This is a genomic window from Sagittula salina, from assembly GCF_017813235.1.
GTDB classification, from domain to species: domain Bacteria; phylum Pseudomonadota; class Alphaproteobacteria; order Rhodobacterales; family Rhodobacteraceae; genus Sagittula; species Sagittula salina.
Window position 1 is genome coordinate 1 of the sequence record NZ_JAGISH010000011.1, and the last position, 26,529, is coordinate 26,529.

The 26,529-nt window shown below is 67.1% G+C and carries 24 protein-coding genes; 14 read left to right on the plus strand and 10 right to left on the minus strand.

Features of this window, described 5'->3' with window-relative positions; all coding sequences use genetic code 11:
* From J5474_RS17460 to modC, 7 genes are all read left to right on the plus strand, one after another.
* Positions 1–1,096: methyltransferase domain-containing protein (locus tag J5474_RS17460; protein ID WP_209362453.1), on the plus strand; the 1,096-nt coding region annotated here is incomplete at its 5' end.
* A 29-nt stretch (positions 1,097–1,125) separates the two neighbouring features.
* Positions 1,126–1,665: a GNAT family N-acetyltransferase gene (locus J5474_RS17465; RefSeq protein ID WP_209362455.1), complete on the plus strand. Its 540-nt coding sequence runs from the start codon at positions 1,126–1,128 to the stop codon at positions 1,663–1,665.
* A gap of 4 nt (positions 1,666–1,669) precedes the next feature.
* Positions 1,670–2,041 carry a hypothetical protein gene (locus J5474_RS17470; protein ID WP_209362457.1) on the plus strand — a complete coding sequence of 124 codons (372 nt, stop codon included), beginning with the start codon at positions 1,670–1,672 and terminating at the stop codon, positions 2,039–2,041.
* Positions 2,032–2,778, plus strand: a complete 747-nt coding sequence (locus J5474_RS17475; RefSeq protein ID WP_209362460.1) for an HpcH/HpaI aldolase family protein — start codon at positions 2,032–2,034, stop codon at positions 2,776–2,778. The genes J5474_RS17470 and J5474_RS17475 overlap by 10 nt, the downstream gene beginning before the upstream one ends.
* 76 nt (positions 2,779–2,854) lie before the next feature.
* Positions 2,855–3,604 carry a molybdate ABC transporter substrate-binding protein gene (gene modA / locus J5474_RS17480; RefSeq protein ID WP_209362462.1) on the plus strand — a complete coding sequence of 250 codons (750 nt, stop codon included), beginning with the start codon at positions 2,855–2,857 and terminating at the stop codon, positions 3,602–3,604.
* Between the two features lie 2 nt (positions 3,605–3,606).
* Entirely contained in the window at positions 3,607–4,296 is a 690-nt protein-coding gene (gene modB / locus J5474_RS17485) for a molybdate ABC transporter permease subunit (RefSeq protein ID WP_209362464.1), read from the plus strand.
* Positions 4,296–5,360: a molybdenum ABC transporter ATP-binding protein gene (gene modC / locus J5474_RS17490; protein ID WP_209362694.1), complete on the plus strand. Its 1,065-nt coding sequence runs from the start codon at positions 4,296–4,298 to the stop codon at positions 5,358–5,360. The genes modB and modC overlap by 1 nt, the downstream gene beginning before the upstream one ends.
* Positions 5,361–5,695: 335 nt before the next feature.
* Here the strand turns inward: modC and J5474_RS17495 are convergent, their stop codons facing one another.
* A complete protein-coding gene (locus J5474_RS17495) occupies positions 5,696–7,141 on the minus strand; it encodes an MORN repeat-containing protein (RefSeq protein WP_209362466.1) in 1,446 nt (481 codons plus the stop codon).
* A gap of 146 nt (positions 7,142–7,287) precedes the next feature.
* On the opposite strand from J5474_RS17495, the gene J5474_RS17500 reads away from it, so the two are divergent.
* Positions 7,288–8,826, plus strand: coding sequence for a nitrilase-related carbon-nitrogen hydrolase (locus tag J5474_RS17500; RefSeq protein ID WP_209362468.1), 1,539 nt, complete (start codon positions 7,288–7,290; stop codon positions 8,824–8,826).
* 110 nt (positions 8,827–8,936) lie between these two features.
* Here the strand turns inward: J5474_RS17500 and J5474_RS17505 are convergent, their stop codons facing one another.
* The 3 genes from J5474_RS17505 to J5474_RS17515 form a co-directional block, all read right to left on the minus strand.
* On the minus strand, positions 8,937–9,326 hold the full coding sequence (locus J5474_RS17505) for a metallopeptidase family protein (RefSeq protein ID WP_209362470.1): 390 nt from the start codon (positions 9,324–9,326) through the stop codon (positions 8,937–8,939).
* A gap of 118 nt (positions 9,327–9,444) precedes the next feature.
* The gene (thpR, locus tag J5474_RS17510; protein ID WP_209362472.1) at positions 9,445–9,969 is read right to left on the minus strand and encodes an RNA 2',3'-cyclic phosphodiesterase; all 525 of its coding nucleotides are present in this window, start codon (positions 9,967–9,969) and stop codon (positions 9,445–9,447) included.
* Positions 9,966–10,904, minus strand: a complete 939-nt coding sequence (locus tag J5474_RS17515; RefSeq protein WP_209362474.1) for a 1-phosphofructokinase family hexose kinase — start codon at positions 10,902–10,904, stop codon at positions 9,966–9,968. Before J5474_RS17515 ends, thpR begins: the two co-directional genes overlap by 4 nt.
* A 162-nt stretch (positions 10,905–11,066) precedes the next feature.
* Between J5474_RS17515 and gltX the strand changes: the two genes are divergently transcribed.
* The gene (gltX, locus tag J5474_RS17520) at positions 11,067–12,386 is read left to right on the plus strand and encodes a glutamate--tRNA ligase (protein WP_209362477.1); all 1,320 of its coding nucleotides are present in this window, start codon (positions 11,067–11,069) and stop codon (positions 12,384–12,386) included.
* A 133-nt stretch (positions 12,387–12,519) separates the two neighbouring features.
* Here gltX and hslU read toward each other — a convergent pair whose 3' ends face one another.
* On the minus strand, positions 12,520–13,827 hold the full coding sequence (gene hslU, locus J5474_RS17525) for an ATP-dependent protease ATPase subunit HslU (protein WP_209362479.1): 1,308 nt from the start codon (positions 13,825–13,827) through the stop codon (positions 12,520–12,522).
* Between the two features lie 161 nt (positions 13,828–13,988).
* Between hslU and J5474_RS17530 the strand changes: the two genes are divergently transcribed.
* Together J5474_RS17530 and J5474_RS17535 are read left to right on the plus strand one after the other, a co-directional pair.
* Positions 13,989–14,990, plus strand: coding sequence for a diacylglycerol/lipid kinase family protein (locus J5474_RS17530; RefSeq protein ID WP_245216550.1), 1,002 nt, complete (start codon positions 13,989–13,991; stop codon positions 14,988–14,990).
* Positions 14,987–15,805, plus strand: coding sequence for a metallophosphoesterase family protein (locus tag J5474_RS17535; protein WP_209362481.1), 819 nt, complete (start codon positions 14,987–14,989; stop codon positions 15,803–15,805). Before J5474_RS17530 ends, J5474_RS17535 begins: the two co-directional genes overlap by 4 nt.
* A 4-nt stretch (positions 15,806–15,809) precedes the next feature.
* On the opposite strand, the gene hslV is transcribed toward J5474_RS17535, so the two are convergent.
* Positions 15,810–16,361, minus strand: a complete 552-nt coding sequence (hslV, locus tag J5474_RS17540) for an ATP-dependent protease subunit HslV (protein WP_209362483.1) — start codon at positions 16,359–16,361, stop codon at positions 15,810–15,812.
* Between the two features lie 234 nt (positions 16,362–16,595).
* Here hslV and J5474_RS17545 point away from each other — a divergent pair, with 234 nt between their 5' ends.
* The 3 genes from J5474_RS17545 to J5474_RS17555 are packed head-to-tail and all read left to right on the plus strand — an operon-like array spanning position 16,596 to position 18,497.
* Entirely contained in the window at positions 16,596–17,264 is a 669-nt protein-coding gene (locus tag J5474_RS17545) for a hypothetical protein (protein WP_209362485.1), read from the plus strand.
* Entirely contained in the window at positions 17,264–17,926 is a 663-nt protein-coding gene (locus J5474_RS17550; RefSeq protein WP_209362486.1) for a hypothetical protein, read from the plus strand. The genes J5474_RS17545 and J5474_RS17550 overlap by 1 nt, the downstream gene beginning before the upstream one ends.
* Before the next feature lie 58 nt (positions 17,927–17,984).
* A complete protein-coding gene (locus tag J5474_RS17555; protein WP_209362488.1) occupies positions 17,985–18,497 on the plus strand; it encodes a GNAT family N-acetyltransferase in 513 nt (170 codons plus the stop codon).
* Here J5474_RS17555 and J5474_RS17560 read toward each other — a convergent pair.
* From J5474_RS17560 to addB, 4 genes are all read right to left on the minus strand, one after another.
* Positions 18,479–19,624: a T6SS phospholipase effector Tle1-like catalytic domain-containing protein gene (locus J5474_RS17560; RefSeq protein ID WP_209362490.1), complete on the minus strand. Its 1,146-nt coding sequence runs from the start codon at positions 19,622–19,624 to the stop codon at positions 18,479–18,481. The two genes, J5474_RS17555 and J5474_RS17560, sit on opposite strands and share 19 nt — an antisense overlap.
* Before the next feature lie 134 nt (positions 19,625–19,758).
* Positions 19,759–20,079, minus strand: a complete 321-nt coding sequence (trxA, locus tag J5474_RS17565; protein ID WP_209362492.1) for a thioredoxin — start codon at positions 20,077–20,079, stop codon at positions 19,759–19,761.
* 80 nt (positions 20,080–20,159) lie between these two features.
* Entirely contained in the window at positions 20,160–23,525 is a 3,366-nt protein-coding gene (gene addA / locus J5474_RS17570) for a double-strand break repair helicase AddA (protein WP_209362494.1), read from the minus strand.
* Positions 23,522–26,455: a double-strand break repair protein AddB gene (gene addB, locus J5474_RS17575; protein WP_342454062.1), complete on the minus strand. Its 2,934-nt coding sequence runs from the start codon at positions 26,453–26,455 to the stop codon at positions 23,522–23,524. The genes addA and addB overlap by 4 nt, the downstream gene beginning before the upstream one ends.
* Positions 26,456–26,529: the final 74 nt, after the last annotated feature.

Sequence of the window (26,529 nt, forward strand, 5' to 3'; positions counted from 1 at the left end):
TGGAAAAGCCCTGTCGCCTTCGAACGCAAGGTGGCCTAAACGAGCACTTGGGGCGGCACGAAATCGGGACAGGTCCAAGCAGCTTCAGGCCGGCGGGCTGAACTTGCAGGAATGTCAGGCCTGCCTCGATGGCAAGCTCGACCGCGACATGCTGTGCCAGCGCCTGGCCGTGCTGGACGCGGAGATCGCCGAAAAAGGCAAGTCGCGCGACCTTCTGGCGGCTCTGCTCGGACAGTCAAGCCTCAAGGACTGGCACGAAGAGGTAGAGCGCGTCGCACCCGATCTGCACCGCGCATGGCTGATGTCGCAGGGGTTTTCCAGCGCGGAGGCCGGGCTGGTCGCGCTGGTGTCCAAGGACATGAACGCCCACAACGCCTACATGGCGGGCTTCATGGAGGTGTTCGCCGGCCTTGGCTGGTGGGGCCCGGGAACGGCCGACGCGACACGCCGGGCGCTCGGCATGCTGCCCTTCGCGCCCGGGATGATCCTTGAGATCGGCTGCGGCCCCGGCATGGCGACGATGACACTCGCCGAGGCAACGCGGGCGCGGATCACGGCAACCGACACGGCCGAGGTCGCGCTCGACAAGCTCAGGGCGCGGATCGCAGCGGGCGGGTTCGCCGACCAGATCGCGGTGCAGAACGTCGACATGGCCGCAATTCCGGCCCCCGAGCGTCCCTGGGATGTGATCTGGGCCGAGGGCAGCGCCTACATCATCGGCGTCGAGCGCGCCCTGCGCGACTGGCGGCAACTCCTGCGCCCCGGCGGCGTTCTCGTGGTCTCCGACATGGTTTGGCGGACCGACACGCCCGACGACGAGATCCGCGCCTTCTGGGCCTCGGAATATCCCGCGATGGCGACGCCTGCGACCCGCATCGCACAGGCCATGCGCGCGGGCTACCGCGTCCTCGGTCATTTCGACATCGGGACGGAGGGGATGGAGACCTACTACCGCCCGCTCGCCGCGAGGCTCGAGGCCTTGGAGTCGGATCTCGCGGGAAGCCGTGTCCTCAAAGACCTGCGCCGCGAGATCGCCGTGTTCGAGGCCGGACACGGGCAGTTCGGCTGCGAGATGTTCGTGCTGGAGCGAGTCTGACCCCGCCTGGCACCAGAGAGGATTGAGACATGGATTATATCGAGGACTTCACCCCGCACGCCGAGGCCATCGCAGAGCTTTTCGCGGCGACCTTCACCGCCTCCGAGGGCGCGGAGGAAGGCGCGCTGATCGGCGCCCTCGCGCGCCGCCTGATTGCGGAGACGCCCGCTGAGGATCTGCGCGTCGTCACTGCCTGGGAGGACGGCGCGCTCCTCGGCGGCATCTTCTTCACGCGCCTCACCTATGCGGGCGATCCGCGCAAGGTCTTCATGATGGCGCCCGTGGCGGTCGCCACGGCACGTCAGGGTCAGCGCATCGGGCAACGGCTGATCATGCATGGACTCGACCTGCCCCGGCAGGAGGGCGTGGACATCGCGGTCACCTATGGCGACCCCGGCTTCTACGCCCGCGTGGGCTTCAAGCCCGTATCGGAGGCCGACCTGCACGCGCCGCAACCGCTCCAGCAGCCGCAGGGCTGGATAGCTCAGTCCCTGACGGACGCGCCGCTGACGCCCTTGAGCGGGTCGGTGCGCTGCGTCGCCGCCTTCGACGATCCAGCGCTCTGGTAGTCCCATGGTCCGCGACTACTCCGCCTTCCTGCCTGGAGACACCGTAAAACGGCGCGAACCCACAGCGCTGGCGCGGCTGGGCTGGGGTCCGGCCTTCGCACGGCAGATCGACGCCGATGCGCTGACCGCGACACCGCCGGTGCGCGTGGTCGCGGTGCATCGCAGCGGGTTGCGGGTAAATCCCGTGGCAGGTCATAGTAGATCCATGCCTTTACCCGGCTACAATCCTGCAAGGCTGAGCTTGCCGTCACACGGGGTTCAGGCTATGCGCAGGAGCAGCAAAAAAATTTGCGCGCGGAATGCTGCTGAGTCTTTGTTCCTCAATGTCCTGGATGAAAAAAATTTGCACCCCTACAGGAGGGTGAAATGTTGTTGAAAAAGAATGCTTTCAAGACGGCATTGCAGGAGATGCGCCTGCAGCGTGGCATCTGGTGCACCCTTTCGGACCCGCTCGCGGCCGAGATGACAGCAGGATGTGGCTATGACTGGATGCTTTTTGACACGGAGCATTCCCCGACGGGCATACACAACATCCTGCCTCTTCTCCAAGCCGTGGCGCCCTATATGGTGTCCCCCATCGTCCGGCCTGCGGTTCTGGAGCCTGCGCTGATCAAGAAATACCTCGACTTCGGCGCGCAGACGATCCTCGTGCCTTACGTCCAGACCCCGGAGGAAGCGGCGCTGGCTGTGGCCTCGGTCACCTATCCGCCGGAGGGCATTCGCGGCGTGGCAGGGATGACGCGCGCGACGGGCTTTGGCACGATCGCTGGCTACCACGAAAAGGCGCGTGACGAGATCTGTATCCTCGTCCAGATCGAAACGGTGCAGGCGGTCGAGCGCATGGAGGAGATCGCCGCCACGCCGGGGCTTGACGGAATATTCATCGGGCCGGCGGACCTCGCGGCCTCCATGGGGTACCCCGGCCAGCCCAGCCATCCAGAGGTGAAACGCGCCGTGGTTGATCACATTCGCCGCATCCGGGCGCTGGGGCTGCCTCCGGGCGTTCTGGCCGTCGACCTGTCTCTGGCGCAGGACTGCATCGACGCTGGCGCGGTGTTTGTCAGCCAGGATCTCGACCTGATCGCCCTGCGCAAGGGGCTTTCACTCACCTGACCCATGGCGGAAGGTCGCGGGGCTGTGTCGGTTTTTCAACTGGCCGGGCGGGGCCTGTCGTGTCAGACATTTCCGCATGATACGCTTTCTCGCCTGCCTGTTCGCCGTCTTCCTCGCGCCGCCGCTCTGGGCGCGGGACGTCACCGTTTTCGCGGCTGCATCGCTGGGCACTGCGCTGGAGGAGATCGCGCGGGCCTACGAGGCGGAAACCGGCGATCATGTGACCGCATCCTACGCCGGGTCCTCCGTGCTGGCCCGTCAGATCGAGCAGGGGGCGCCTGCGGATGTATTTCTTTCGGCCAATACAGACTGGATGGACGCGCTTGAGGGGGGCGGCCTGCTCGCCCCCGGCACCCGACGCGACCTGCTGGGAAATGCGCTTGTGCTGGTCTCTGCAGAACCCGGCACCCCGGTGACGCTGACCGCGCAGACCGACCTACCCGCGCTGCTGGCCGGTGGCAAGCTGGCCATGGCACTGGTCGATTCCGTCCCGGCCGGCATCTACGGCAAGGCCGCGCTCACCAGCCTTGGGTTGTGGTCCGGTGTTGCTCCCTCCGTTGCCCAATCCGACAATGTGCGCAGCACGCTTGCGCTGGTCGCTACGGGGGCGGCGCCCTTCGGCATCGTATACGCCACCGATGCGCAGGCGGAACCGCGCGTGCATGCCCGCGCGACCTTTCCCGACGACAGCCACCCCCCGATTACCTATCCCGCCGCCGCGCTGACAGGACATGAACAGGCGGGCCTTCCGTTCCTGACCTTCCTGGCTACACCCCAGGCGCGGGCGATGTTTGAACGTAACGGCTTTCGCGTTCTGGCGGAGTAGGCATGGATTGGCTTGGCCCGCAGGAATGGACGGCTGTCGCGCTGTCGCTGAAGGTCTCCTTCTGGGCGATGCTGGCCTCTCTGCCCATCGGCGTGCTGACGGCCTACGCCTTGGCGCGCTGGCGTTTTCCCGGGCGTCAGATGCTGAACGGGCTGGTGCACCTGCCGCTGATCCTGCCGCCAGTGGTGACGGGCTACCTTCTGCTCATGACGCTCAGCCCGCGCGCGCCGCTTGGCGCCGCGCTGGAGGCCGTGGGGATAATCTTCGCCTTTCGGTGGACAGGGGCTGCGTTGGCGGCGGCGATCATGGGCTTTCCGCTGATGGTCCGTGCCATTCGCCTGTCGATCGAAGCGGTCGACCCCAAACTTGAAGAAGCCGCCGCCACCCTCGGCGCCTCCCGCCTGAAGGTCTTTGCCACGATCACCTTGCCGCTGATCCTGCCCGGCGTACTGACCGGCGCCATCCTCGCCTTCGCCAAAGCGATGGGGGAGTTCGGCGCCACCATCACCTTCGTCTCCAACATCCCGGGCCAGACGCAGACGTTGCCCTCCGCCATCTACGCCTTCCTGCAGGTGCCGGGCGGAGAGGCCTCCGCCCTGCGGCTGGTCGCTGTCTCCATCGCGGTGGCCATGGCGGCGCTGGCGTTGTCGGAATGGCTGTCACGGCGCGTCGCGCGCAGGGTCGGCGCCTGATGCTGGAGATCCGCCTCCAGCATCGTTTCGAAGGCTTCCAGTTGGATGTGGACCTCGCGCTGCCGCCCGGACTAACCGTACTGTTTGGCCGTTCCGGTTCCGGAAAGAGCAGCCTGATCAAAGCCGTCGCCGGCTTGCTTGCACCGGACAGGGGGCGCATCGTGCTGGATGGACGGGTGCTGTTCGACGATGCTCAAGGCTTGAACCTGCCGCCGCACCAGCGCGGGCTTGGTGTTATATTTCAGGAGGGGCGGCTATTTCCGCACCTCACCGTGCGGCAGAATCTGCTGTATGGCGCGCGGGGGCGGGCGCCAAATCTGGACCGCGTGGTGGAAATGTTGGGCATCGGAGAGCTTCTGGCGCGGCGTCCGGGCGGGCTTTCGGGCGGGGAGCAGCAGCGCGTGGCCATTGGACGGGCACTCCTGTCCGGACCCGGCGTGATCCTCGCAGACGAACCTCTGGCCGCTCTGGACGAACCGCGAAAGGCGGAAATTCTCCCGTATTTCGAATACTTGCGGAACCAGTCCTGCCCCATCCTCTACGTTACGCATTCGCCAGCCGAGGTCGCCCGCCTTGCCACGCACGTCGTGGTGCTGGACGCCGGCCAGGTGCTGCGTCAGGGCACGGCCAGCGAGATCCTGGGCGATCCCGACCTCGTGCCGGCGGGCATTCGCAGCGTTGGCGCGGTGCTCGAGGTCCGCGTGGCGCGCCACCATGAGGATGGGCTGACCGAACTGGATGCAGGTGGCGTGCCGCTCTTCCTGCCGCGCGTCGCCTCGGCCACGGGTACCATGATTCGCATCCGCATCGCCGCGCAGGAGGTCATTCTTTCGCGCACGCGGCCCGAGGGGCTGTCGGCGCTCAACATCCTGCCCGGGACGATCGATAGCCTGCGCGCAGGAGAGGGGCCAGGGGCGCTGGTGGCGCTCAGCACCCCTGCTGGCCGCGTTCTGGCCCGCGTTACGCGCCGCTCGGCAGAGACGCTGGGGCTGGCCGAGGGCGTGGAATGTTTCGCGGTGGTAAAGACCGTCGCCATCGCGCGCGAGGACATTGGCCGGGGTTGAGGTCAGTGCGCCCGCCGCTGCCTTGCTCAGGATGAAACGGTCACCGGTGACCGGATCGGCGCGCAGGCAAACTCTTCTGCCACCGCACGCGGGGCCCCCTCAAATGCCATCAGGGGCGGAAACGGCGGATGAGCCCGCCGAAACGTCCGGTCAAAGGCCGCCAACAGCGCCCGGTGCCACACGCAGGAAAAACCTTTGCAGCCACCTGGTATTGCGCAGGAACCCACGCCGCCGTTCCGGGCGCTCCTTCTGCTTCTCCCTTGATAAATACTCCCGGGGGTCTGGGGGGCAGAGCCCCCCAGTCGGTCGCCTCGCGGCACGCGAGGCGAAACCGTTCACTGGTCGGCCGGGACCTCCGGCGCCGCGGCTCCCTCTGCTGGTGTCGTCGTCGAGTTCTTCGTCAAGGCGCCACCGATCCATTCGCCGGTGGCCTGCTCGCCCGTGGCGTAGCGCATGGTTCCTTCGCCGTCGCGTTTGCCGCCGACGAAATTCCCTTCGTAGATGTCGCCGTTGGCGTAGGTGGCGACGCCTTGACCGTTGATTTCGCCGTTGGCCCACTCGCCCTCGTAGCGGAAGCCCGAAGCCATCACCAGCGTGCCCATCCCATGCCGCAGGCCGTCGCGGAACTGACCCTCGTAGACTGTACCGTCAGGGTAGGTGGCGCGGCCCTTGCCGTGGCGCTCGTCGTCTTTCCATTCGCCCTCGTAGCGGTAGCCGTCGGCGTAGGTCAGCACACCCTGTCCCTCGCGCCGTGCGTTGACGAAGTCGCCTTCGTAGGTGACGCCGTTCGGGTAGGTGGCGAGGCCGTTTCCGTCGATTACGCCATCGACCCAAGTGCCTTCGTAGGTCGCGCCCGAGGTGTAGGTGATCTTGCCCTTGCCGTTCGCCAGATCGCCCTGAAACGTACCCTCGTAAACCGACCCATCGGGGTAGGTGACCTTCCCCTCGCCGTCGATCTGACCGGCAATCCAGGTTCCGGCATAGGTGTAGCCGTCAGTCCCGGTGAAAGTGCCGAAGCCGTGTCTCTGGTCATTGTCAAAGGCCCCTTCGTAGACGTCGCCCGAAGAGTAGGTGACCTTGCCCTGACCCTCGCGGCGGCCGTCCACCAGCTCGCCCTCGTAGACGTCGCCGTTGGGCTGCGTCAGCTTGCCTCGTCCGTCGATCTGACCGTCGCGCCAGGTGCCTTCGTAGGTCAGCCCGTCGGCCATCACCAGCGTGCCGGTGCCGTTGCGTTTGCCGTTCGCCATGCGGCCGTCATAGACGGATCCGTCGGCATAAGTGATCTTTCCCGTGCCTTCCTTCACGCCGTTCACCCACTGGCCGTCGTAGACATAGCCATCGGGCATGGTCATCACGCCATGGCCGTGGTGCAGCGCATTGCGGAAGGCGCCTTCATAGCGCACGCCGTTGCCGTAGGTCGCCACGCCCTGCCCGGTGATCTTGCCGTCGAGCCAGGTGCCTTCGTAGGTGCCGCCATCGGCAAAGGTGATCTTGCCCATGCCCTCGGGCTTGCCGCGGGCGAACTGGCCTTCGTAAACCGACCCGTTGGGAAAACGCGCCACGCCCTGACCGCGCGGTTCGCCCTGAACCCAGTCGCCGGTGTATTCGTAGCCGTTGGGCAGGCGATAGGTGCCCTTGCCGTCCTGCTTGCCATTGACAAAGGTGCCCTCGTAGACGCCACCGTTTTCGTACTCCTTCGTCATGACGGAGCCGTCCTGCGCCAGCGCCTGTCCGAAGGCGGTCAGCGCGGCCAACAGGGTGATGATGCCTGCGGTCTTCATGGTTGGGGGCCCTCCCGGCGGGTCTTTTCTGGTCACAATTGGTAAACCGGGCGCGGCGTTGGGGCAATGGGGGATGCTCGGGCGGGGGCTGCGCTTCCCTCTCGGGGCGGGTCTGCTATGTGGGAGACCCGGAGAAAGGAGCCTCCATGACCGACCGTTTCCGCCTGACACTGGCTCAGTTGAATTCTACTTTGGGCGACTTGCATGGCAATGCCTCCCGCGCGCGGGAGGCATGGCAGGCGGGCCGGGAGGCCGGTGCCGACCTCGTCGCCCTGCCAGAGCTGTTCCTGACCGGAGGCGGCGCGCAGGATCTGATTGCGAAACCGGCCTTCGTCGCCGCCGCCGTGGCGGAGGTGGAGGCGCTGGCCCGCCATTGCGCGGACGGACCCGCGCTTGCGATCGGCGCACCCTGGCCGGAGGCGGGGACGCTGCACAACGGCTATTGTCTTCTGCAAGGCGGCCGGGTGGCGGCGGTCACGCCCAAATTCTTCCTGCCGAACTCAGGCGCCTTAGACGAGGTGCGCACCTTCTCGCGCGGGGCGATGCAGGGGCCGGTGAATGTGGGCGGCGTGCGCATCGGGATGCCGCTCGGAGAGGACGCCTGCCACCCGGACGTGGTCGAGGCGATGGAGGAAACGGGGGCCGAGATCCTCCTGGTTCCCGCGGCCTGGCCCTATTTCCGCAACGGCTTCGATCTGCGACAGAACCAGGTGGTGGCGCGTGTGGTGGAAAGCGGTCTGCCGCTGGCCTGCCTGAACATGGTGGGCGGGGAGGGCGCGCTGGTCTTCGACGGCGGCTCCTTTGTGCTGAACGCGCGGGGCGTGCCGGCAGTGCAGCTTCCGGTGATGGCAGAGGCCGTGGAGCACGTCGATTTCCTGCGCGGGCCTGAAGGCTGGATCGCGCAGGAGGGGCGCTTTGTGGCGCATCCCGGCGGTTCGGAGCAGGACTACGCCGCGCTGGTGCTGGGTCTGCGGGACTATTGCGCGAAGACGGGTGTTGACCGGGTGCTGGTCGGGCTGGGCAGTGCGGGCGCGGCGCTGGTGGCGGCGGTCGCCGTCGATGCTCTGGGCCGGCCACGGGTGCGCGGCGTGGCAGCGGAGGATGACAGATCGGCACGGGCCTGCGCAGCGGCGCTTGGCCTCGGATGCGACGCGCTGCCGCTGGCCCAGGCTCAGACGGCGCTGGCTGCCGTGGTCGCGGACATCGCGCCCGCCCGCTTGCGCGCTCTCTTGTTGGAAACCGAAGCCGAGAGAGGGGGTGAAATGCTGCTCGCCACGGCGACCAAGTCCGGCCTCGCTCTGGGCTGCGGCCCGGATGCCATGGTGGGTGGATACGCGCTGTTAAAGGATCTTTTTCAAACCGGCGCCGTGCAACTGAGCCAATGGCGTAACGCCAACCACCGCGCGTGGATGCTCGGCCCGCCCGGCATGGTGATCCCGCAAGAGGTCATTGCGACCGGCCCCGATCCGCTGGATGCGATCCTCGAAATTCTCGTCGTCCGCGACGGTTCCGTTGCCGATTGCGTCGCGGCCGGTCACGATCGGGCGGATGTGATCAGGGCGCAGACCCTGCTGACGTCCTCGGAAAAGACGCGTGCGGACATTGCACCGGGTCCCCGGCTCTCTGATCGCGCCTTCGGACTGGATCGCCGCTATCCGGCAGCTCACCGCTGGCGGGAGGAATAGGGCGGCGCTTTGCCAGCCGTGCCTTTGGGATTTCCGGGGGAAGCGGGACCAACGTTTCCCTTGGTCCCATCGCCTTTGCATTGCGTGCAAGTCATGGGGCTTTGGCGGGCCTACTCCCACCAGCGGTCAATGCTGGCGATGTCGTCATCCGACCAGCCGAAGTGGTGCGCGATTTCGTGCACCACGACATGCGTCACCAGATCCCGCAGGCTCACGTCCGCCCGGTCGCGCCATTCCTGCAGGATCGGCTCCCGGAACAGCCAGACACTGTCCGGGTATGGCGAAGGGTAGGCGGCCGATTTTTCCGTCAGGGGAATGCCCTCGTAGAGGCCGGTCAGATCAAGCGGGTCGTCGATCCCCATCTCGTCGAGGATATGGCGCGGCGGCCAGTCCTCCACGCGCAGGAGAACCTCCGCCGCCGGGCCGCGAAAGGGGTGAGGCAGCTCGGCCAATGCAGCCTCCGCCATTTGCAGGAATGTTTCGGGATCTGTGCGCGTCATCCTGCCGTTCTAGGCGCCCTGCGGCCCGACGGGAAGCCCCCGGCTACTTTGCTTCTGAAATACTCGAATTTCACCCCTGGCCCGCCCATAGCCCGCGCAGTCCGGGTGGTCTGCGGCGCTACCCCAACGGCCAGCACGCAAGCGGTTCGTAGATCGCTCCGTCCGGATGCAAGCGCGATTCGACCAGCGCGAAGCCGGTGCAGGTCACGGGTCCTATGTGCGCGCCAGCCAGAACCGACAGCACGCGGGAGGCGTCGGCGCCGCCCTTAAGCCGGGTCAGCGTGACGTGCGGGCGAAACCGCCGCCGTTCGAAGTGGACACCGGCCCCGTGCAGGCGCGCCTTGATCCGGTCGTGCAGCGCGGTCAGCGCCGCCCCGCCGTCTGCCTCCAGCCCGGCCGCCTGTCCCTTGCGCCCGCCGAACAGCGCCGCACCGGACAGCACCAGCGGCACCGGCGCCGCCCGCAGGGTGGACAGCGCGTCGTGCAGGCCCTCCAGCGCGGCTTCCGGCTGGTCGCCCAGAAAGGCCAGCGTCAGGTGCAGGTTGTCCGCGGACACGGGACGGCCTATCGGGAGGCGGTCCTGAAGGTCCAAAAGCGGCCCGATCGCTGCCTCCGGCAGGGTGAGCGAAACGAAAAGCCTCACAGCCGCGTCAGCCCGGTAAGTGGCAGAACGCGGGCGTAATCCTGTGGGTGGCAAAGCTGCGTGCCGGGGCTCATCACTGCGGCAGAGGCCGCCGCCGCCCCGCGCCTGAGCGCCTCTTCGGGCGGCGCGCCCCCGGCGATCGCGAGGCAAAAGCCGCCCACGAAACTGTCGCCCGCGCCGATGGCGGACACCACCACGTCGTTTTCCGCCGAGGTGTGCCAGCGCCCTTCGGCCGTCGCCATGACCGACCCGTCCTTGCCGCGCGCGATGATGACGATATCCCCGGCGCCGCGCTGGCGCAGGTCTTCGGCGTAGGCCGCGCTTTCGGTGCGGGTCGCCAGAGGTTTCCCCGATAGCGCCATGGCCTCGTGGCTGTCCATCCTCAGGACAAATGGGGCGGGGGCCGGGCCTGTGGCTTGCACCTCAAGATGCGGACCGGAGGTGTCGATGACGACCCTGCGCGGTGCCAGGCGGGCGCAGGCGCGCGGCAGAAAACCCGGCTCCGCCCCCGGGGGCATGGAACCGGAGAAAACCACCATGGCATCCGCCGGGCTTGCCTCGACGATGCGGTCGAGCACGGTATCCAGTTCCGCCCCGGTCCACGACGGTCCGGTGAGGACGAACCGGTACTGCTCCGCCGTTGCCTCGTCGGTGACAGAGAAGCTGTGCCGGGTCGGCCCGGGACTGTCCAGCCGGTGCCAGTCCAGTCCGAGTCCGTCGAGGATCTGCCCCAACCATTCCCCGTTCGCTCCTCCCAGCGCCACCCATGCCTGCGCCTGCCCGCCCAGCTGGGTGATCGCGCGGGCCACATTGACGCCGCCGCCGCCGGCCTCTGCGGTTTCCGCCGCGCAGCGCAGCTTGCGGTCCGGCACCACCTGCGCCACCGACGTCGCAAGGTCGAGTGCGGGATTCAGGGTCACGGTCAGGATCTGCATGGCTCACCTCCTGCTTTGCGCCACCATGGCCTGTCAGGCCGTGGCCGCAAGGGGGATTTGCCGGTCGGCGCCCTTGCGCCAACTGGACAAGAGCGGCATTTCGTGAAAACACCGCCACCTGAACCTTTTCGCTGCTAGCCGCCCGTTCAGGAGGCCCTTTCGATGACCGTCACCCGCTTTGCCCCGTCGCCCACCGGCTGGATCCATGTCGGCAACCTGCGCGCCGCGCTGTTCAACTACCTGATCGCGAAGAAGGCAGGCGGAACCTTTATCCTGCGCATCGACGACACCGATCCGGAGCGGTCGAAGGAAGAATACGTCGACGGCATCAAGCGCGACCTCGAATGGCTGGGAATCGAATGGGACCGGGTGGAGCGCCAGTCGCTGCGGCTGGACCGCTACGAGGCGGCGGCGCAGGAACTGCGCGAGAAGGGCCGGTTCTACGAGGCTTGGGAAACGCCGACCGAGCTGGACCTGAAGCGCAAGAAGCAGCTGAACATGGGCAAGCCGCCGGTGTACGACCGCGCCGCGCTGGCCCTGTCGGAGGATGAAAAGGCGAAACTGCGCGAAGAGCGGGGCAGCGGCGTCTGGCGGTTCAGGCTGGACCACGCACGCATCGAATGGACCGACGGCATCCTCGGCCCTGTGTCGATCGACGCGGCGTCGGTTTCGGACCCGGTGCTGATCCGGGCGGACGGGCAGTTCCTGTATACGCTGGCCTCGGTGGTCGATGACGTGGACATGGGCATCACCTACGTGGTGCGCGGCAACGACCATGTGACCAACACCGCGACGCAGATCCAGATGATCGAGGCGCTGGGCCACAAGGCGCCCGACTTCGCGCATTTTTCGCTGCTGACCGGCCCGCAGGGCGAGGCCCTGTCCAAACGTCTGGGCACGCTGGCGCTGAAAGATCTGCGCGAAAACGGCATCGAGCCGGAGGCGCTGCTGTCGTTGATGGCGCGGCTGGGGTCGAGCCAGCCGGTGGAACTGCGGATGTCCATGGACGAGATCGCGGAGGGCTGGGAATTGTCGCAGTTCGGTTCCGCGCCGACGAAATTCGACGCCGAAGACCTTTTTCCGCTGACCGCGAAGAAGCTGCACGGCCTGCCGCTGGAGGCGGTCGCCGACGAGGTCCGCGCTCTGGGCGTGCCCGACGACAAGGCGGAACTGTTCTGGAGCGTGGTTCGCGAGAACCTGACCACTCGCAAGGACATGGCCGGCTGGTGGGCGCTGTTCCGGGACGGGGCGGAGCCGCTGGTGGCCGAGGAAGACCGCGCGTTCATTACCGAGGCCATGCCGCTGCTGGGCGAGCCGCCCTATGATGCGACGACGTGGAAAACCTTTACCGATGCGGTGAAGGAGAAGACCGGACGCAAGGGCAAGGGGCTGTTCATGCCGCTGCGCAAGGCCGTGACCGGCATGGAGCGGGGGCCTGACATGGGCGACGTGATGCAGCTGTTGCAGAAGCGACCCGGCTGAGGCTGGTTTCGCCCGCCTGACGGCGGACGACGGACCCAGGGGAAGCGCTGCTTCCCCCGAACCCCCATCGCGGTATTTCTGAACCAAAGAAGCAGGTGGCCGGGCGCAGGTTGCGCCCGGGGAGCGTGAGTTTTCAGAGCACGTAGCGGCTGAGGTCCGTGGAACGCGCGAGGTCGCCGAGCTCGCGTTCAACGAAGGCGGCATCGACGGTGACCGCCTCGCCCGCCTTGTCGGGTGCGACAAAGCTCAGTTCCTCGAAAACCCGTTCCATCACGGTATAGAGCCGCCGCGCGCCGATGTTTTCCACGCTGGCATTGACCTCTGCCGCGATGCGGGCGAGCGCGTGGATGCCGTCCTCCGTAAAGGTCACGTCAACCTCTTCCGTCTTCATCAGCGCGGTATACTGGCGGGTCAGCGCGTTGTCGGTCTCTGTCAGGATGCGGACGAAGTCGTGTTCCGTCAGGGCGGAGAGATTCACCCGGATCGGCAGGCGGCCCTGCAACTCGGGCAGCAGGTCCGACGGTTTGGCAATGTGGAAGGCGCCTGAAGCGATGAAGAGGATGTGGTCGGTCTTTACCGCGCCATGCTTGGTCGAAACGGTGGTGCCCTCGATCAGCGGCAGCAGGTCACGCTGCACACCCTCGCGGGAGACGTCGCCGCCGCGCGCCTCTGTCTTCGCGCAGACCTTGTCAATCTCGTCCAGAAAGACGATGCCGTTCTGCTCCACCGCCTCAAGGGCGGCCTGTTTCACGGTTTCGTCGTCCAGCAGCTTGTCCGCTTCTTCGGTGATGAGCACCTCGTAGCTTTGAGAGACAGTCATGGATTTGCGCGTGGTGCGTCCGCCGAAGGCCTTTCCGAAGATGTCGCCGAGGTTCATCATCCCCATGTTCGCGCCGGGCTGGCCGGGGATCTCCATGTTCGGGAAGGGGTTGGCGGTTTCGGACACGTCGAGTTCGATCACTGTGTCGTCCAGCTCGCCCGCCTTCAGCTTGCGCCGGAACATGTCGCGGGTCTGTTCGCGCGCGTCCTTCCCGGCGATGGCCTCGACCACGCGCTCCTCGGCGGCCTGATGCGCGCGGGCCTTCACGTCCTCGCGCATCCATTCGCGGGTCTCCGCGATGGCGGCGTCCACGAGGTCGCGGATGATCTGCTCCACGTCGCGGCCGACGTAGCCAACTTCGGTGAACTTGGTCGCCTCAACCTTGATGAAGGGGGCGCGGGCGAGTTTCGCCAGCCGGCGGCTGATCTCGGTCTTGCCGACGCCGGTCGGGCCGATCATCAGGATGTTCTTCGGATAGACCTCGTCGCGGAGGTCATCCGACAGCTGCTTGCGCCGCCAGCGGTTGCGCAGAGCCACGGAGACGGCGCGTTTTGCATCCTTCTGGCCGATGATGAAACGGTCGAGTTCCGAGACGATCTCGCGGGGGGTCAGGTCGGTCATGTCGGTCCTTTGCAACGGTTGCCAGTGAGATAACCGTTGCGGCGGAAATTCCAACCCTCGCGGGACCGCGCGGTTTTGCCTGCCGCCGCGTTATGCGTACACGCCGCAAGGAACCGACCCGGTCCTCCGGGTGTTGATCCCTCGTGTTGGAGAACGCCCCCATGCCAGATCAAGGCCCCTTGCCGCTCGATATGTCCCGCGACCTGCCCGGGCCGCTGGCATCCGACGGACCCGTCATCATTATCACCAACCGCAAGTCGGGGCGAAATTCGCGCGACCGGCAGGCGGTCGAAACCGCCGCGCAGGTGCTGGGAGGAGAGATCGTCTCCTTTCAGGGAGGCAAGGGCCTCCTGGAGGCAATCCGGGAGGTCAAGGCGCGCAATCCCTCGTTGGTGATCGCAGCGGGCGGCGACGGCACCGCAATGGCGGTGGCCGATGCCTTCCTCGGGTCCGCCGTGGCCTACGGGGTGTTGCCGCTGGGCACTTTCAACTATTTCGCTCGGGGCCTCGGCCTGTCCGAAGACCCCGGAGAGGCCGCCCGCCAGTTGGCCGGTGGACGGGTGGTCGAGCGCCGCGTGGCGCAGGTCAACGGACAAGTCTTTCTGAACAATGCCTCTGTGGGCATCTATCCCTCCATTCTGAAGGTTCGGGAAACCGTTTACCGACGCTGGGGGCGGCGGCGGATCATGGCCCACTGGTCTGTGGTCAAGACCTTCCTGCGGTTCCGCAAACCCATGCGGGTGCGCATCACCATGGACGGCGACGGTGGGCGATACCGCACGGCGCTGGTCTTCGTCGCGCGCTCGGCCTTTCAGCTGGAACGCTTCGGGCTGGAAGGGGTGCAGGCGATCCGGGAGGGCGGTTTTGCCGTGCTGCTGGTGAACGCACGCACCCGAATGGAGCTATTCAGCCGCGTTTTCAAGCTGGCCCTGGGCACGGTGCAAGAAGGCGTGGATTACGATCTGTTCGCCGCAGAAGATCTGCTTCTGGAGGTGGATGGCAAGTCTCGCGTCCTGCTGGCCTATGATGGCGAAAAGCGCCGGGTGGCCGCGCCCCTGCGGTTCGGCATGTCGGAGGGGTCGCTGCGGCTGGTGATGCCGTGTGCACTGGCCGATGCAGCAGCGGAGAATGGGCGCGTGGTTGAAAAGACGGAGGAAGAATGAGGCGAGTCCTGCACCTGTCGGACCTGCATTACGGTAAGGATCGAGCGGACCTCGAAGAGCCACTTCTGGAGGTGGTCGAACGGATCGCACCGGACCTGGTTGCGATCTCGGGCGATTTCACCCAACGCGCGCGGCGTACCCAGTTCGAACAGGCCTCGGCCTTTCTTGACCGGCTGGCGATGCCGTGGCTGGCCGTGCCGGGGAACCATGACACGCCACTGGATAATCTCTGGGTGCGCTTGCTGAAGCCGTGGAAACGCTACCGCGCCGCCATTCACGAGGAGCTTGAACCGGTTTACGAGGACGAGGCGATGGTCGTTGTGGGGGTGAACACGGTGAATCGCTTCGCATGGCAACGCGGGCGGTTGTCCCCCGCACGCGTGCGGCGCGCCTGCAAGGCGTTCGGCGCTGCCGACGGGCGGGCCCGGGTGGTCATGCTGCACCACCCTTTGCAACACGGCCCGGAGGTCGAAAAACGCCTGATGAGCGGCGCGGATGATGCCCTGAAGGCTTTTGCCGAATGCGGTGCGCAGGTGGTCCTGTCGGGACACCTTCATAACACGGTGATTGCGCCGTTCCGGGCCTGGCCGCAGCTACTGTTCGTTCAGGCGGGCACCAGCCTGTCTAGTCGCGTGCGCGGCGAGGTGAACATGTTCAACCTGCTCGAGCTGTCGGCAGAGGCGGTCTCGGTCGAGAGCTGGGGCGCGGAGGGGCGGGAATTCGCCCCCATGTCCCGCGTCGCCTACCTGCGCCGTGACGGTGCATGGCAGCGGGCGGAGGATTCCCCGCGCGCCGAACTGGCAGCGCGGGGATGAAGGCTCAGCCGATGGTTTCCACGGTCAGCCTGCCGTTGGTGTAGACGCAGATGTCGGCGGCGATGGCCATGGCTTCGCGGGCAACGGTCTCGGCGTCCTTGTCGGTGTCCATCATGGCGCGGGCGGCGGCCAGCGCGTAATTCCCGCCCGAGCCGATGGCGGCCACGTCGTGTTCGGGTTCGAGCACGTCGCCGGCGCCGGTGATCACGTAAAGATCGGTGCCATCGGTGACGATCAGCATGGCCTCCAGCTTGGACAGGTACTTGTCGGTCCGCCAGTCCTTTGCCAGATCGACCGAGGCGCGCTGAAGCTGACCGGGCGTGGCCTCCAGCTTCTTCTCCAGCCGTTCGAGCAGGGTAAAGGCGTCGGCGGTGGAACCGGCGAAGCCCGCGACCACGTCATAGCCTCCCGGAGAGAGGCGGCGGACCTTGCGGGCGGTGCCCTTGATGACGGTCTGGCCGAGGGAAACCTGTCCGTCGCCCGCGACCACGACCTTGCCGCCCTTGCGGACGCCGATGATGGTGGTCCCGTGCCAGCCGGGGAAATCGTCGCTCATGGTGCCTCCTTTGGTTGGCCTTCGATATGGCGCTCCGGTGCGGGGCAGGCAAGGGCGGGGCCGGTGAAACGGGTGGGGCCCCGGAGGGGGCGTCCCACCGTGGGACATGCCCCGGACACAAGGATTTCAACGGGTTGGCCCGGCAGGATTAACGAATTCTTCACGCTTCTGCGGCGGGGTCTTGCTAGTGTACCTTCGCAACCCGTGCCACACTCAGGGCCGAACGGGGGAGGTTTGACCATGCTCGAAGCCTTGGCACGAAAGAAGGCGCATCGCCTGCTGGGCAGGGTCCGCGAAGGACCTGACACTGGCCTTGGGGGCAAGAACCGGCCACAGGAAGACCTCATGACCTCCTCGGTATTCGGGGAGATGAAACTGCTCGCCGATGCCGACCGCCACGCGGCGTTGACCATCGTGTTGGGCGATGGGTTTGCGGAGGCGGTGGGGCCCTACACTGGCGGCGCGGTGGAAATAGAACTGTGGCCACAGCTCGAGGGTGAAGGGGATCGCCGTTACATCGAACCGGACGTGGTGGTGACCTGCAATGGCGTGACCGTGGTCGTAGAGGTGAAATGGCACGCTCAATTGTCAGACAGGCAGATAGAGCAGCAGGTGTGCGCGGCGCGTCGGCGCGGTCACAGCGTCGAGGCAGCAGTCCTGTTGGGCGAGGCAAAAGCCCCCGAGGTTGCCGAAGGGCTCGTCCTCCATGGGCGGACATGGAGAGAGGTTTCGGCGGACATTCAGAGACGGAAGGACAGTTGCCCGGGGGCGCTGGGACTTTGGAGTGATCGCCTCGGGTTGGCCCTGCAGAATACGGACATGGGTCATGTTTTTGCCGGGATGAATGTCCCGATGGCGCGTGTTCCAAACCTGACGTTCGAACCATTGTGGAGTGTAGTGTGATGGACGATCTTGAAAAGGGAAGGGTTCTGGCCTCTTCAACAAGTAATATCGTTCGGGCTTGGCAGGAGCTCTACCCGATGCTGGACACGCTGTGGCAAAGACTGAAGACCGGGTTCGCTGATGTTGGGGCCATAGATGATGCTGGTGCCGACGACACAGGCTTCAAAGGTTTTGATCACGCCAGTTATGGTTGGCAATTCAATGTCGTCGAAAGGGTAAAGCGACTGCCAGGGCAGCGTGGACGCACGAGGAAACCGAGGCAATTTGGCACGATCTCCCTGCACATCCGGTTCTGCAGTGATCCCGAGTCGGAGTTCGTCGAAACGAATTGGCCTTGGATTGATCAGGCTTGCCTCATCGTGGGATGGCACGAAGGTGAAGACGAAGGCGTCCACTGGACGTCCCCCGATTATGATCCGGTTGAACAGGCTGCGGTTGAAATCCACCACGATGGGCATGGTTTGTGGGGGTGGGGCGAGGGCGGCGCCTACTTTTTCGCACTCCCCGTCTTCTCGATGAAATCCGAGGAAGACCTCGACCGGAAGGTGATTGCCCCCCTGAAGGCTTTGTTTGGCAATGAGGACAAGCCCGCGCTGGCCGCGACCGCCCTCGCGGGGACGGGCGCGCTCATGCCCTATCCCGACAAGCGCTTGCCGACTTGAATGATCCCTGCCGGGGGCCGATACAGGCCTGCGAACGATAGGGATCTGGGGGCCGGGGATGGAGATACGCGACGCGTGCGAGGGGGATCTGGAGGCGATCCGGGCGATCTACAACCATGCGGTCGAGCATACCACGGCGATCTGGAACGAGACGCTCGTGGACCTCGAGAACCGCCGCCAGTGGTGGGAGGCGCGGCAGGCGCAGGGCTATCCGGTGATCGTCGCCGTCGAAGGCGCGCGGGTGCTGGGCTATGCCTCCTTCGGGGACTGGCGGGCCTTTGATGGCTACCAGCACACGGTCGAGCATTCGGTCTACGTGGACAAGGACGCGCGCGGCGGCGGGGTCGGGCGGGCGCTGATGGTGGCGCTGATCGCGCGGGCGCGGGACTGCGGCAAGCACGTCATGGTGGCGGGGATCGAGGCGGACAATGCCGCGTCGGTCCGGCTGCACCTGTCGCTGGGCTTCGAGGAGACCGGCGTCATGCGCGAGGTCGGGGTGAAGTTTGGCCGCTGGCTCGACCTTGCCTTTCTCACGCTGCGGCTGGACGAGGGTCAGCCCCCGAAGTCGTAGAAGGCGTGATCGGGGGGCAGGTTGTCCGGCAGCGGACCTTCGGCCACCGAGGCATGGATCAGCGCACTTTGCGGCGGGTGGCGGGGTTCCTTGCGCGGCAGGATAAGCCCGTTCCACGCCGGGCGCCGCGAATCCTTGGGCTTGTGGCGGGGGATGAATTCGAGGATCGGCCAGAGGGCGTGCATGGATTCGTGCCGGTCGGCGCGGGGGTCGGGGGCGACGTAGCTTGCCTTGCCCCGGCCCAGCACGATCTCGTTCACGGTGCGCGTCTTGTAGAGCAGGCCGAGGGGGCGGGTTTCCTCGATCATCCAGTGGAGCGGGATCTTGGCGAGGGCCGATTCCTCCTCTGGATAGCCGCCGCCGATGTCGCCGTGTACGCCGCGAAACCAGACTTCGCGCAGGTCCTGCGGGTCGCCGTCGGCGGGGTCGAAGCGGTTCGCCTTGTAGTGTTGTCCGCGCGGCCAGAGCAGCGGGCGGAACATGGTGCGGCGTTCGTCCAGCGCCACGGCATGGCGCACGGACTGGACCGAGACGTTGTGCGCCACATGCGCGTGGTTGCGCAGGCGCGGCAGGACGCGGCCGGATTCGATGACCGAGGCCACGGTGTCGAACAGCCCGAGCAGGCGGATCACGGGGCGTTCGGGGCGGATGATGCGTTCGAACAGGCGCATTTCGGCAAAGGCGTTCTCGTCCCCGTCGTCGCCGATGCGTTTGTAGGCGCGGTAGGCGTAGTCGAGCAGGTTGAGGTTGCGCGGCTCCATCAGGCCGAAGGCGTGCAGGAAGCCCGCCAGCACGCGCGCGGTGTAGGCGCCGCGCGAGAAGCCGAAGATGTAGATGCGGTCGCGTTCCCCGACCGCGTCGGTCTGCACGGTGTCGACGAGGAAGCGGTAGGCTTCCTTCACGTTGCCATCGAGGCCCCAGCCGGTGGCCATCCCCCAGAACTCGTTGGCCTTTCTGGAGATTTCGAGCCAGGAGTTTTCCGCCCCGAAGGTGCCGACGCCGGGATCGTACCAGACGATCTGGCTGTCGGATTTGGTCAGCGTGCCATAAAGGCGCAGAATGTTCGTCCGGTTGGCGCAGATCTCGTTCGAGGTGCCGTCGAAGAGAAGGACGATGTTGCGGGCCATGGGGGATCCTTGTCGGGTCTGTGCCCTCCATGGGTTGCGGGGCCGGGCGGTTTGTCAACCGTGGAGGTCTATGGAGGACGAAAAAAGGCCCCCGGATCGGGGGCCTTCTGCGTCTGGTCTGACCGGGCAGTGGATCAGATGGAGTCTTCGATCCAGGACTTCAGCGCGGCCTTCGGCGCGGCGCCGGCGCGGTTCGAAACCGGGGCGCCGTCCTTGAAGATGAAGAGCGCGGGGATCCCGCGCACACCCATGGCGGCGGCGGAATTCGGGTTCGAGTCGACGTCGACCTTGGCGATCTTGATCTTGTCGCCGTATTCGGCGGCGAGTTCTTCCAGCGCGGGGCCGATCATCTTGCAGGGGCCGCACCATTCGGCCCAGAAGTCCACCACGACGGGGACATCGGATTTCACCACTTCGGCGTCGAAGGTGGCGTCGGTTACGGCGACGGTGGCCATGGGGAGTGTCCTCCTGATTGGGGGCGTTTCGGTGCTGTCAGCATTCAAGGTCCGGAAGGTATGCGTCGGGCCGGGAGTCGTCAAGGCATGGCGGCCCGATCAAGAGCTTGGGTAACGAGGTCGTGCGGCAACGGCATGTAGTGGGCGGTGGCGGTCCAGAGCAGCGCCGTTTCGATGCTGCGGCCGGGGTAGAGCTGCGCCAGCGCGGCGTGGTAGGCGGCCATCTGGCGCAACAGGCCCTCGGGCACGTCCGCCGGTGTGGCGGGGACGGTCCGGTTGGTCTTGAAGTCGACGACCGTGACGGTGCCGGGCGTTACGCGCAGCACGTCGATGATGCCGTGGATGCGGCCGATGCCGGGCAGTTCGGCGCTCACCGGCACCTCCGTCAGGGCATGGTCGTCGAAGACCCGCGCCAGCGCGGGGGTGTCGAGGACGGAGAGAACCTCCGCGAGGATCAGGGGCAACTGGTCGCGGATCAGCGCCGTGTCGGGGTTCTGCTCCAGTTCGGCCAGAAGACTGGGTCCGGCCTCTGCCCGCAGGGGGGCGGGCAGTGCGGCGAGGGTTTCCAGCAGCAGGTGCAGCGCGGTGCCACGGGCCAGCGCGACCTCCTCCGTGTCGCCCTCCGCGCCGGGCAGGGCCTTTGCCCCGCCAAGGTCGGAGGGGCTGCGCGTCACCGCCGGAACGGGTGGTGGCGGCAGGGGGAGGTCGATCTCCGTGGGGTAGACCGGCTGCTCGTCCTCCGCGACCGTTGGCAGGTCGGCGGGCGGCGTGACCCAGTCGCCTGATTCCACGCGCAGACCTTCGCCCGCACCCAGATCGCCGTAGTCGAAGACATGCGGCACGGCAGCGCTGGCACCCATGCCGCGCTGCACCTGATCGTACCAGGCGTCGCCGTCCTTCCCCAGATCGCCCGCAGCTGCGACCACCAGCCATTTTTCGGCCCGCGTCAGGGCGACGTAGAGCAGCCGGTCGCGTTCTTGCGCCTCGCGGGTCTTGGCGGCGTCGATGGCGGCGCTCTGGCGGGCGGGTTGCTGGGCGGCGGTCTGTTTCCAGACGACGCCCTCCGGATCGCGCAGCAGGTCGGCCTTCACGGATGTGTCGGGCTTTGCGCAGTCGGGCAGGATGACGATGGGCGCCTCCAGCCCCTTCGAGCCGTGTACCGTCATGACCCGCAGGGTGGAGCCCTTTGAATCCGGGGCGCGCTTGATTTCGAGGTTGTCGGCCTGCGCCCATTCGAGAAAGCCGGTGAGGGTCGGCACCTCTGTCTGCTCGTAGCTGAGCGCCTGTTGCAGCAAGGCGTTGATGCCGTCCTCGGCCTCTGCCCCCAGCCGCCCGATCAGCAGGCGGCGGCCCTTGTGATGGGTCAGGATGCGGTCGATCAGGTCGTAGGGGCGCAGGAAATCGGTGTTGCGCAGCAGGTCCTTCAGCACGGTCACATAGGGCGCGTCGCTGTCGCGCAGCACCTCCCAGAGGTATTTGCGCGGGCGGCCGTGCGCCAGAGTGAAGAGGTCCTGTTCCGAAAGCCCGAACAAGGGCGAGCGCAACGCGGTGGCGAGCGAGAGCGAATCCTCTGGCGTTTCGAGGAACTTCAGCACGGCGATGATGTCGCGCACGGCAAGCTCTGCCATGACCTTCAGCCGGTCGGCGCCGGCGATGGGCAGGCCCTCCTGCTTGGCCGCGCGGATGATTTCCCGAAACAGCGGGCCACGGCGACGCACGAGGATCAGGAAATCGCCCGCGTGGACCGCGCGTGGCACATAGGTGCCGGAATGGTCGACCTCCTCGGGGATCGGGTGATGCGCGTCGATGGTCTGGCGGATGAAGCGGGCGATGCGCTTTGCCAGGATCACCGTGTGATGGGTGGAGGCCTGCCGGTCCAGCGGTTCGTGCCACTCGCCGTCGGCGTCGTCCTTCACCTTGTCCACAACGGGCCAGAGGTCGACGCGCCCCGGCATCCGGTCCTTGAACGCGCGGTGCAGCGCGCCGTCGAACCCCGACTCGAGCGCATGGGCAAAGGTGTTGTCCACCACGCGCAGGATCGGTTCGGCGGAGCGGAAGGAGAAGGCCAGTTCGGAGTTCACCAGCGGCGCATCTGTGTTTTTCAGCCGCTCGCGAAAATCCTCGCGCATCCGGTCGAATTCGCGCGGATCTGCGCCCTGGAAGGAATAGATCGACTGCTTCTTGTCCCCCACGACGAAGATCGTGCGGCGGGTGTCGCGCGCGCCCTCGCCGGAGGTGAATTCGTGGGCCAGCCGTTCGATGACCTGCCATTGCACGGGCGAGGTGTCCTGCGCCTCGTCCACGAGGATGTGGTCGATGCCGCCGTCGAGCTTGTAGAGCACCCAGTCGGCCACCTTTTCGTTCGACAGGAGGTCGCGGGCGCGGGTGATGAGGTCGTCGAAGTCGAGCCAGCCGCGCAGCAGTTTGGCACGCTCGTAGGCCGGGACGAAGCGCGCGGCAAAGGCGGTGAGCGCAATGTCGCGGGCGGCGGCGTCGAGCGCCTTTTCGGTTTCCAGCGCGGCTTCGATACGGGCGGCGAGCTGGTCGTAGGCCTCGCAGAGGTCGGGGAAATTCCTGCGCGTGGGTTTGGTGGGGAAATTCTTTCGCAGGGTGCCGCCCTGAGTGAGGACAACGGATTTCAGCACGGTCAGGCCCTCCGCGTCGGCGGCGCGGAAGGTTTTCAGCGTGTCGGCAAGACCCTGTTCGGTCTTTCCGCCCTGCTGGAAGGCGGGGATGAGGTCGGCCACAAGCCGGGCTTCGGACCCGAGGAAGATGGAGCCGAGCAGCGTTTCAGCGGAGGCCTCCGGAGGCAGGCCGTAGTGCTGGCGGATGTCTTCGGGCGTGGGCGGATCGAGGAAGGTGGCGCGGTGGGCGGTCAGCGCGCGCAGGAGCGGTTCGGTGTTGTCGCCGGAGAGGTAGGGCGCGATCGCTTCGAGCAGGAGGCGGTCGGGGCCCTGGGCGATGTCCTCCAGCAGATCGGCGCGCAGAAGCTCGGCGGCGCGGTCCTCCATCTCCTTGAACTGCGGGGAAACCTGCGCCTCGAGCGGGAAGCGGCGCAGGAGGGCGGCGCAGAAACTGTGGATGGTCTGGATGCGCAGCCCGCCGGGGGTTTCGATGGCGCGGGCAAAGAGCGTGCGCGCGTCCTGAAGAAAGGCGGGCGTGGGCTGGGTTTCGACGCCGAGCTGGTCGAGTTCGGCGCGCAGCGCGGGTTCGGCGAGCATGGCCCAGCCGCCGAGGCGCTTGAACAGGCGGTTCTGCATCTCGGTGGCGGCGGCCTTGGTGTAGGTCAGGCAGAGGATGTGGGAGGGGTCGACCCCTTCGAGCAGCAGGCGCGCCACGCGGTCGGTCAGCACGCGGGTCTTGCCGCTACCGGCGTTGGCGGCGAGCCATGTGGAATGGGAGGGCGCGGCGGCGCGGACTTGCGCTTCGGTGGCGTCGTCTCTCATGTCAGGTCCATTGTCACGGGTGCGTCGGTCACGTCCCATTCGCCAAAGCGCGAAAGGTGGTCGTAGTCGCTGAGGTCGGTGTCCTTCTGGAGCGCGCGGCGGGCGGTGAAGCCTTTGCCCGGGTCCATGTAGGCGGCGATGAGGGCGGTGAACTCGGCCCAGACCTGTTCCGGCGGGCAGTCCTCAAGCGGGGCGGGGATTTCCTTCGGCTCGCCGGGTTTGAGCTGGACGTAGGTGGCGGCGGCGATATGGCGCGGGCTGAGGCCGGGGAAGGCACCCTGCAGCAGCATGGCGGATTCGAGCAGAAGTTGCCTGTCGAAGGCCTTCTGCATGGCGGCGGTGGGCGCGGTGCCGGTCTTGTAGTCGTAGACATGGGCGCCGGCGCGGTCGTCCATGTCGATGCGGTCGGCGGTGCCGGTGAGGGTGAAGCCCAAGGCTGGGATCTCGGCCTTGCCCTCGATCTCGAAATTGGCGGCTTGCGGGGTAGCGCGCCGGCGGCGCTCCGCCTCCGAGGCGGTGAACCACGGGGCGAAGCGGTTGACGCGCGACTGCCAGAGGGTGCGGACCGTCGGGAAGGGTACCTGCGCCAGCAGGTCGGCGGCGATCTCCGACAGGCGGTCAGGTGAAAGTTTCGAGGGGTCTTCGACGGTTTCCTTGATGAAGGTCTCGATCACCGAGTGGGTGAGGATGCCGCGCATCAGCGCGTCGGGCGCCTGCATCAACGGGTCGAGCGGTTTCAGGTCCAGCACGTTTCTGGCGTAGATCGCGTAGGGGTCGCGCACCAGCCGCTTGATCGCCGTGACCGACAGATGGCGGGGCCGCGCCTCGGCGGGCGGCGCGGGCGAGGGGCGCGGCGCGGGATCGGCATGGATCGGCGCCTCGGACGCGCGCGCCAGGCGGAGCCACGGCTGCGCGCGCGCCTTCATCTGTTTCAGTGCTTCGGGGCCGTGGCGATCGGGCAGGCCGGTCATCAGGTTGACGAGGCGGTTGATCCAGCGCGAGGGCACGGTTTCCGCGTCGTCGGATTTCAGCGCGCGGGTCAGCCAGACCTCCGGCGCGGCGGCGGCCTGCTGGAAGTCATGCGCCGACAGTCCGATGCGGCGTTCGGGCAGCAAGAGCCCGGCTTCCGCCCGCATCCGGCGGTTCAGCCAGGGATCGGCGGCGGGGGCCTGTGGCCATGACCCTTCGTTGAGTCCGGCGAGGATCATCAGCTTCGGCCCGCCCACGCGGGCCTCCAGCGTGCCCCAGATGCGGATCAGCGGATGCGGCGCGTCGGGGTTGCGGACCTCCTCGCGGCTGAGCAGCGCAAAGAGCAGGTCGGCGTAGTCGCGGGCGGACATTTCGCTGCCGTGCTCCGCCTCGGCCCCGAGGCCGTCCATGATGATGCGCAGGCGGCGGCCGGCGGTTTCGTCCCAGAGTGGGCGGGGCGTTCCGTCGGGGCCAGCGGCCAGCGCCTCTGCCAGCGCGATGTGCCGGGCGACCCAGTCCGAAAGCGGCAGGGCGCGCGGCTCGCAGGCCGAAAGCTGGCCGGCCCATGTCGCCCAGGCGGGGCGGTCGTGCGTCACGCCCCAGTCAGAGAGGGTTGCGGGTGTGGGATAGGGCATCCCGTGCTTGCGGATGGAGAGTTCGAGATCGCGGGAGTTCAGCAGGTGCTGGCCCCGGTCGGCGCCCGCATGGCACAGCGGGTGCTTCAGGATGGACAGCATCAGGTCGGCGGCAAGGGGGCGGGTGAACAGCTCCGCCACCAGCCGCAGGAAGCGCCCCGGCGGGGTCAACTGCGCGGGCGTCCCGGCGGAATCGTCGGGCACGATGCCCCAGTGGTTCAGCGCCGAGGTCACCTGCCGGGTCAGCATCCGGTCCGGGGTGATCAGCGCGGCCTCCGTGCCGTCCTCTGCCGCCTGGCGCAGGCGCAGGGCGATGGCCAGCGCCTCCTCGCGCAGGGAGGGTGCCTCCAGCAGGGTGACGCCGGTCATGGCGCCGGGCAGGTCGGGCAGCTTCGGCCCCTCCGACAGCCATTGGTGCGTGACCGGCGCGGGCCGCAGGGCGAGCGAAAGCGCGCGGTTTCGGGCGGGTGCGGGGGCGGCGGCATCGGTCCAGCGCGCGACCTGCGCGGGCGACAGCGACAGATCGCGCATCAGCCGGGCAAAGCGGTACTGCGGGTGGTCTTCCCCGGTCAGGGGATCGTCGAGCATGTCCCAGACCGTGCCCGGCATGTCGCCATCAAGACCCGGCAGGATCACGGCGCCCTGCGGCAGCCGTGCCACGGCGGTCATGAAGGCATGCGTCGTCCCGCGCGACCCGGTGGAGCCCGCCACGATCACAGGATGCTGCGGCGGCGCCACTTCCCAGCGGTCCATGCGCAGGGCCAGCGCACGGCGGGTGAAGGCCTGCGCGTCGGGGGCGGCATCATCCTCGAAATAGCCCTGCACGATGTCGAAGAAGGCCTGCGCCCGCTGCCAGTGCCCCGACTGGTCGGAGACGTCGAGCGCAGAGATGGCATCGGGGGGCACGTTTTCGCCGTGCATCTCCTCCATCAAGGTTGCGAGGCTGTCGGAAAGGTCGAAGAGCGCGGCGCGCGGCGCCAGGTCGGGCTGCGCCTCGAGCAGGCGGGAGACGAGGCCGGTCAGTTCCAGGCGGCGGCGCAGCGGGGGCACCGGCGTGGGGAGTTGCGCGCGGGTCAGCGGATCGGCCAGATCGGTTACGAGCCGGATCTTGGGCAGCAGCGAGGCCGGGCCCGCGTCGAAGAGCGCGCGCAAGCGGCGGGCCATGCGGTCGGTGTTCACGTATAGCTCGACGCGGGCGATGGCCTCCGGCGGCTGGCCATGCAGGCGCTGCCGCAACCCGTCGATCAGCGCGGCGGGGAAGTCGGCCCCGGGCGGCAGCGCGAACAGGCGCGGGCCGTGATCGTAAAATAGTTTTGTTTCAGTCACTTGCACCATAACGCCCCGTTTCGCCCCGGAGGGGCAGGATGGACCTTTGGGCAGGCGGGGGCAAGCCGGGTTTC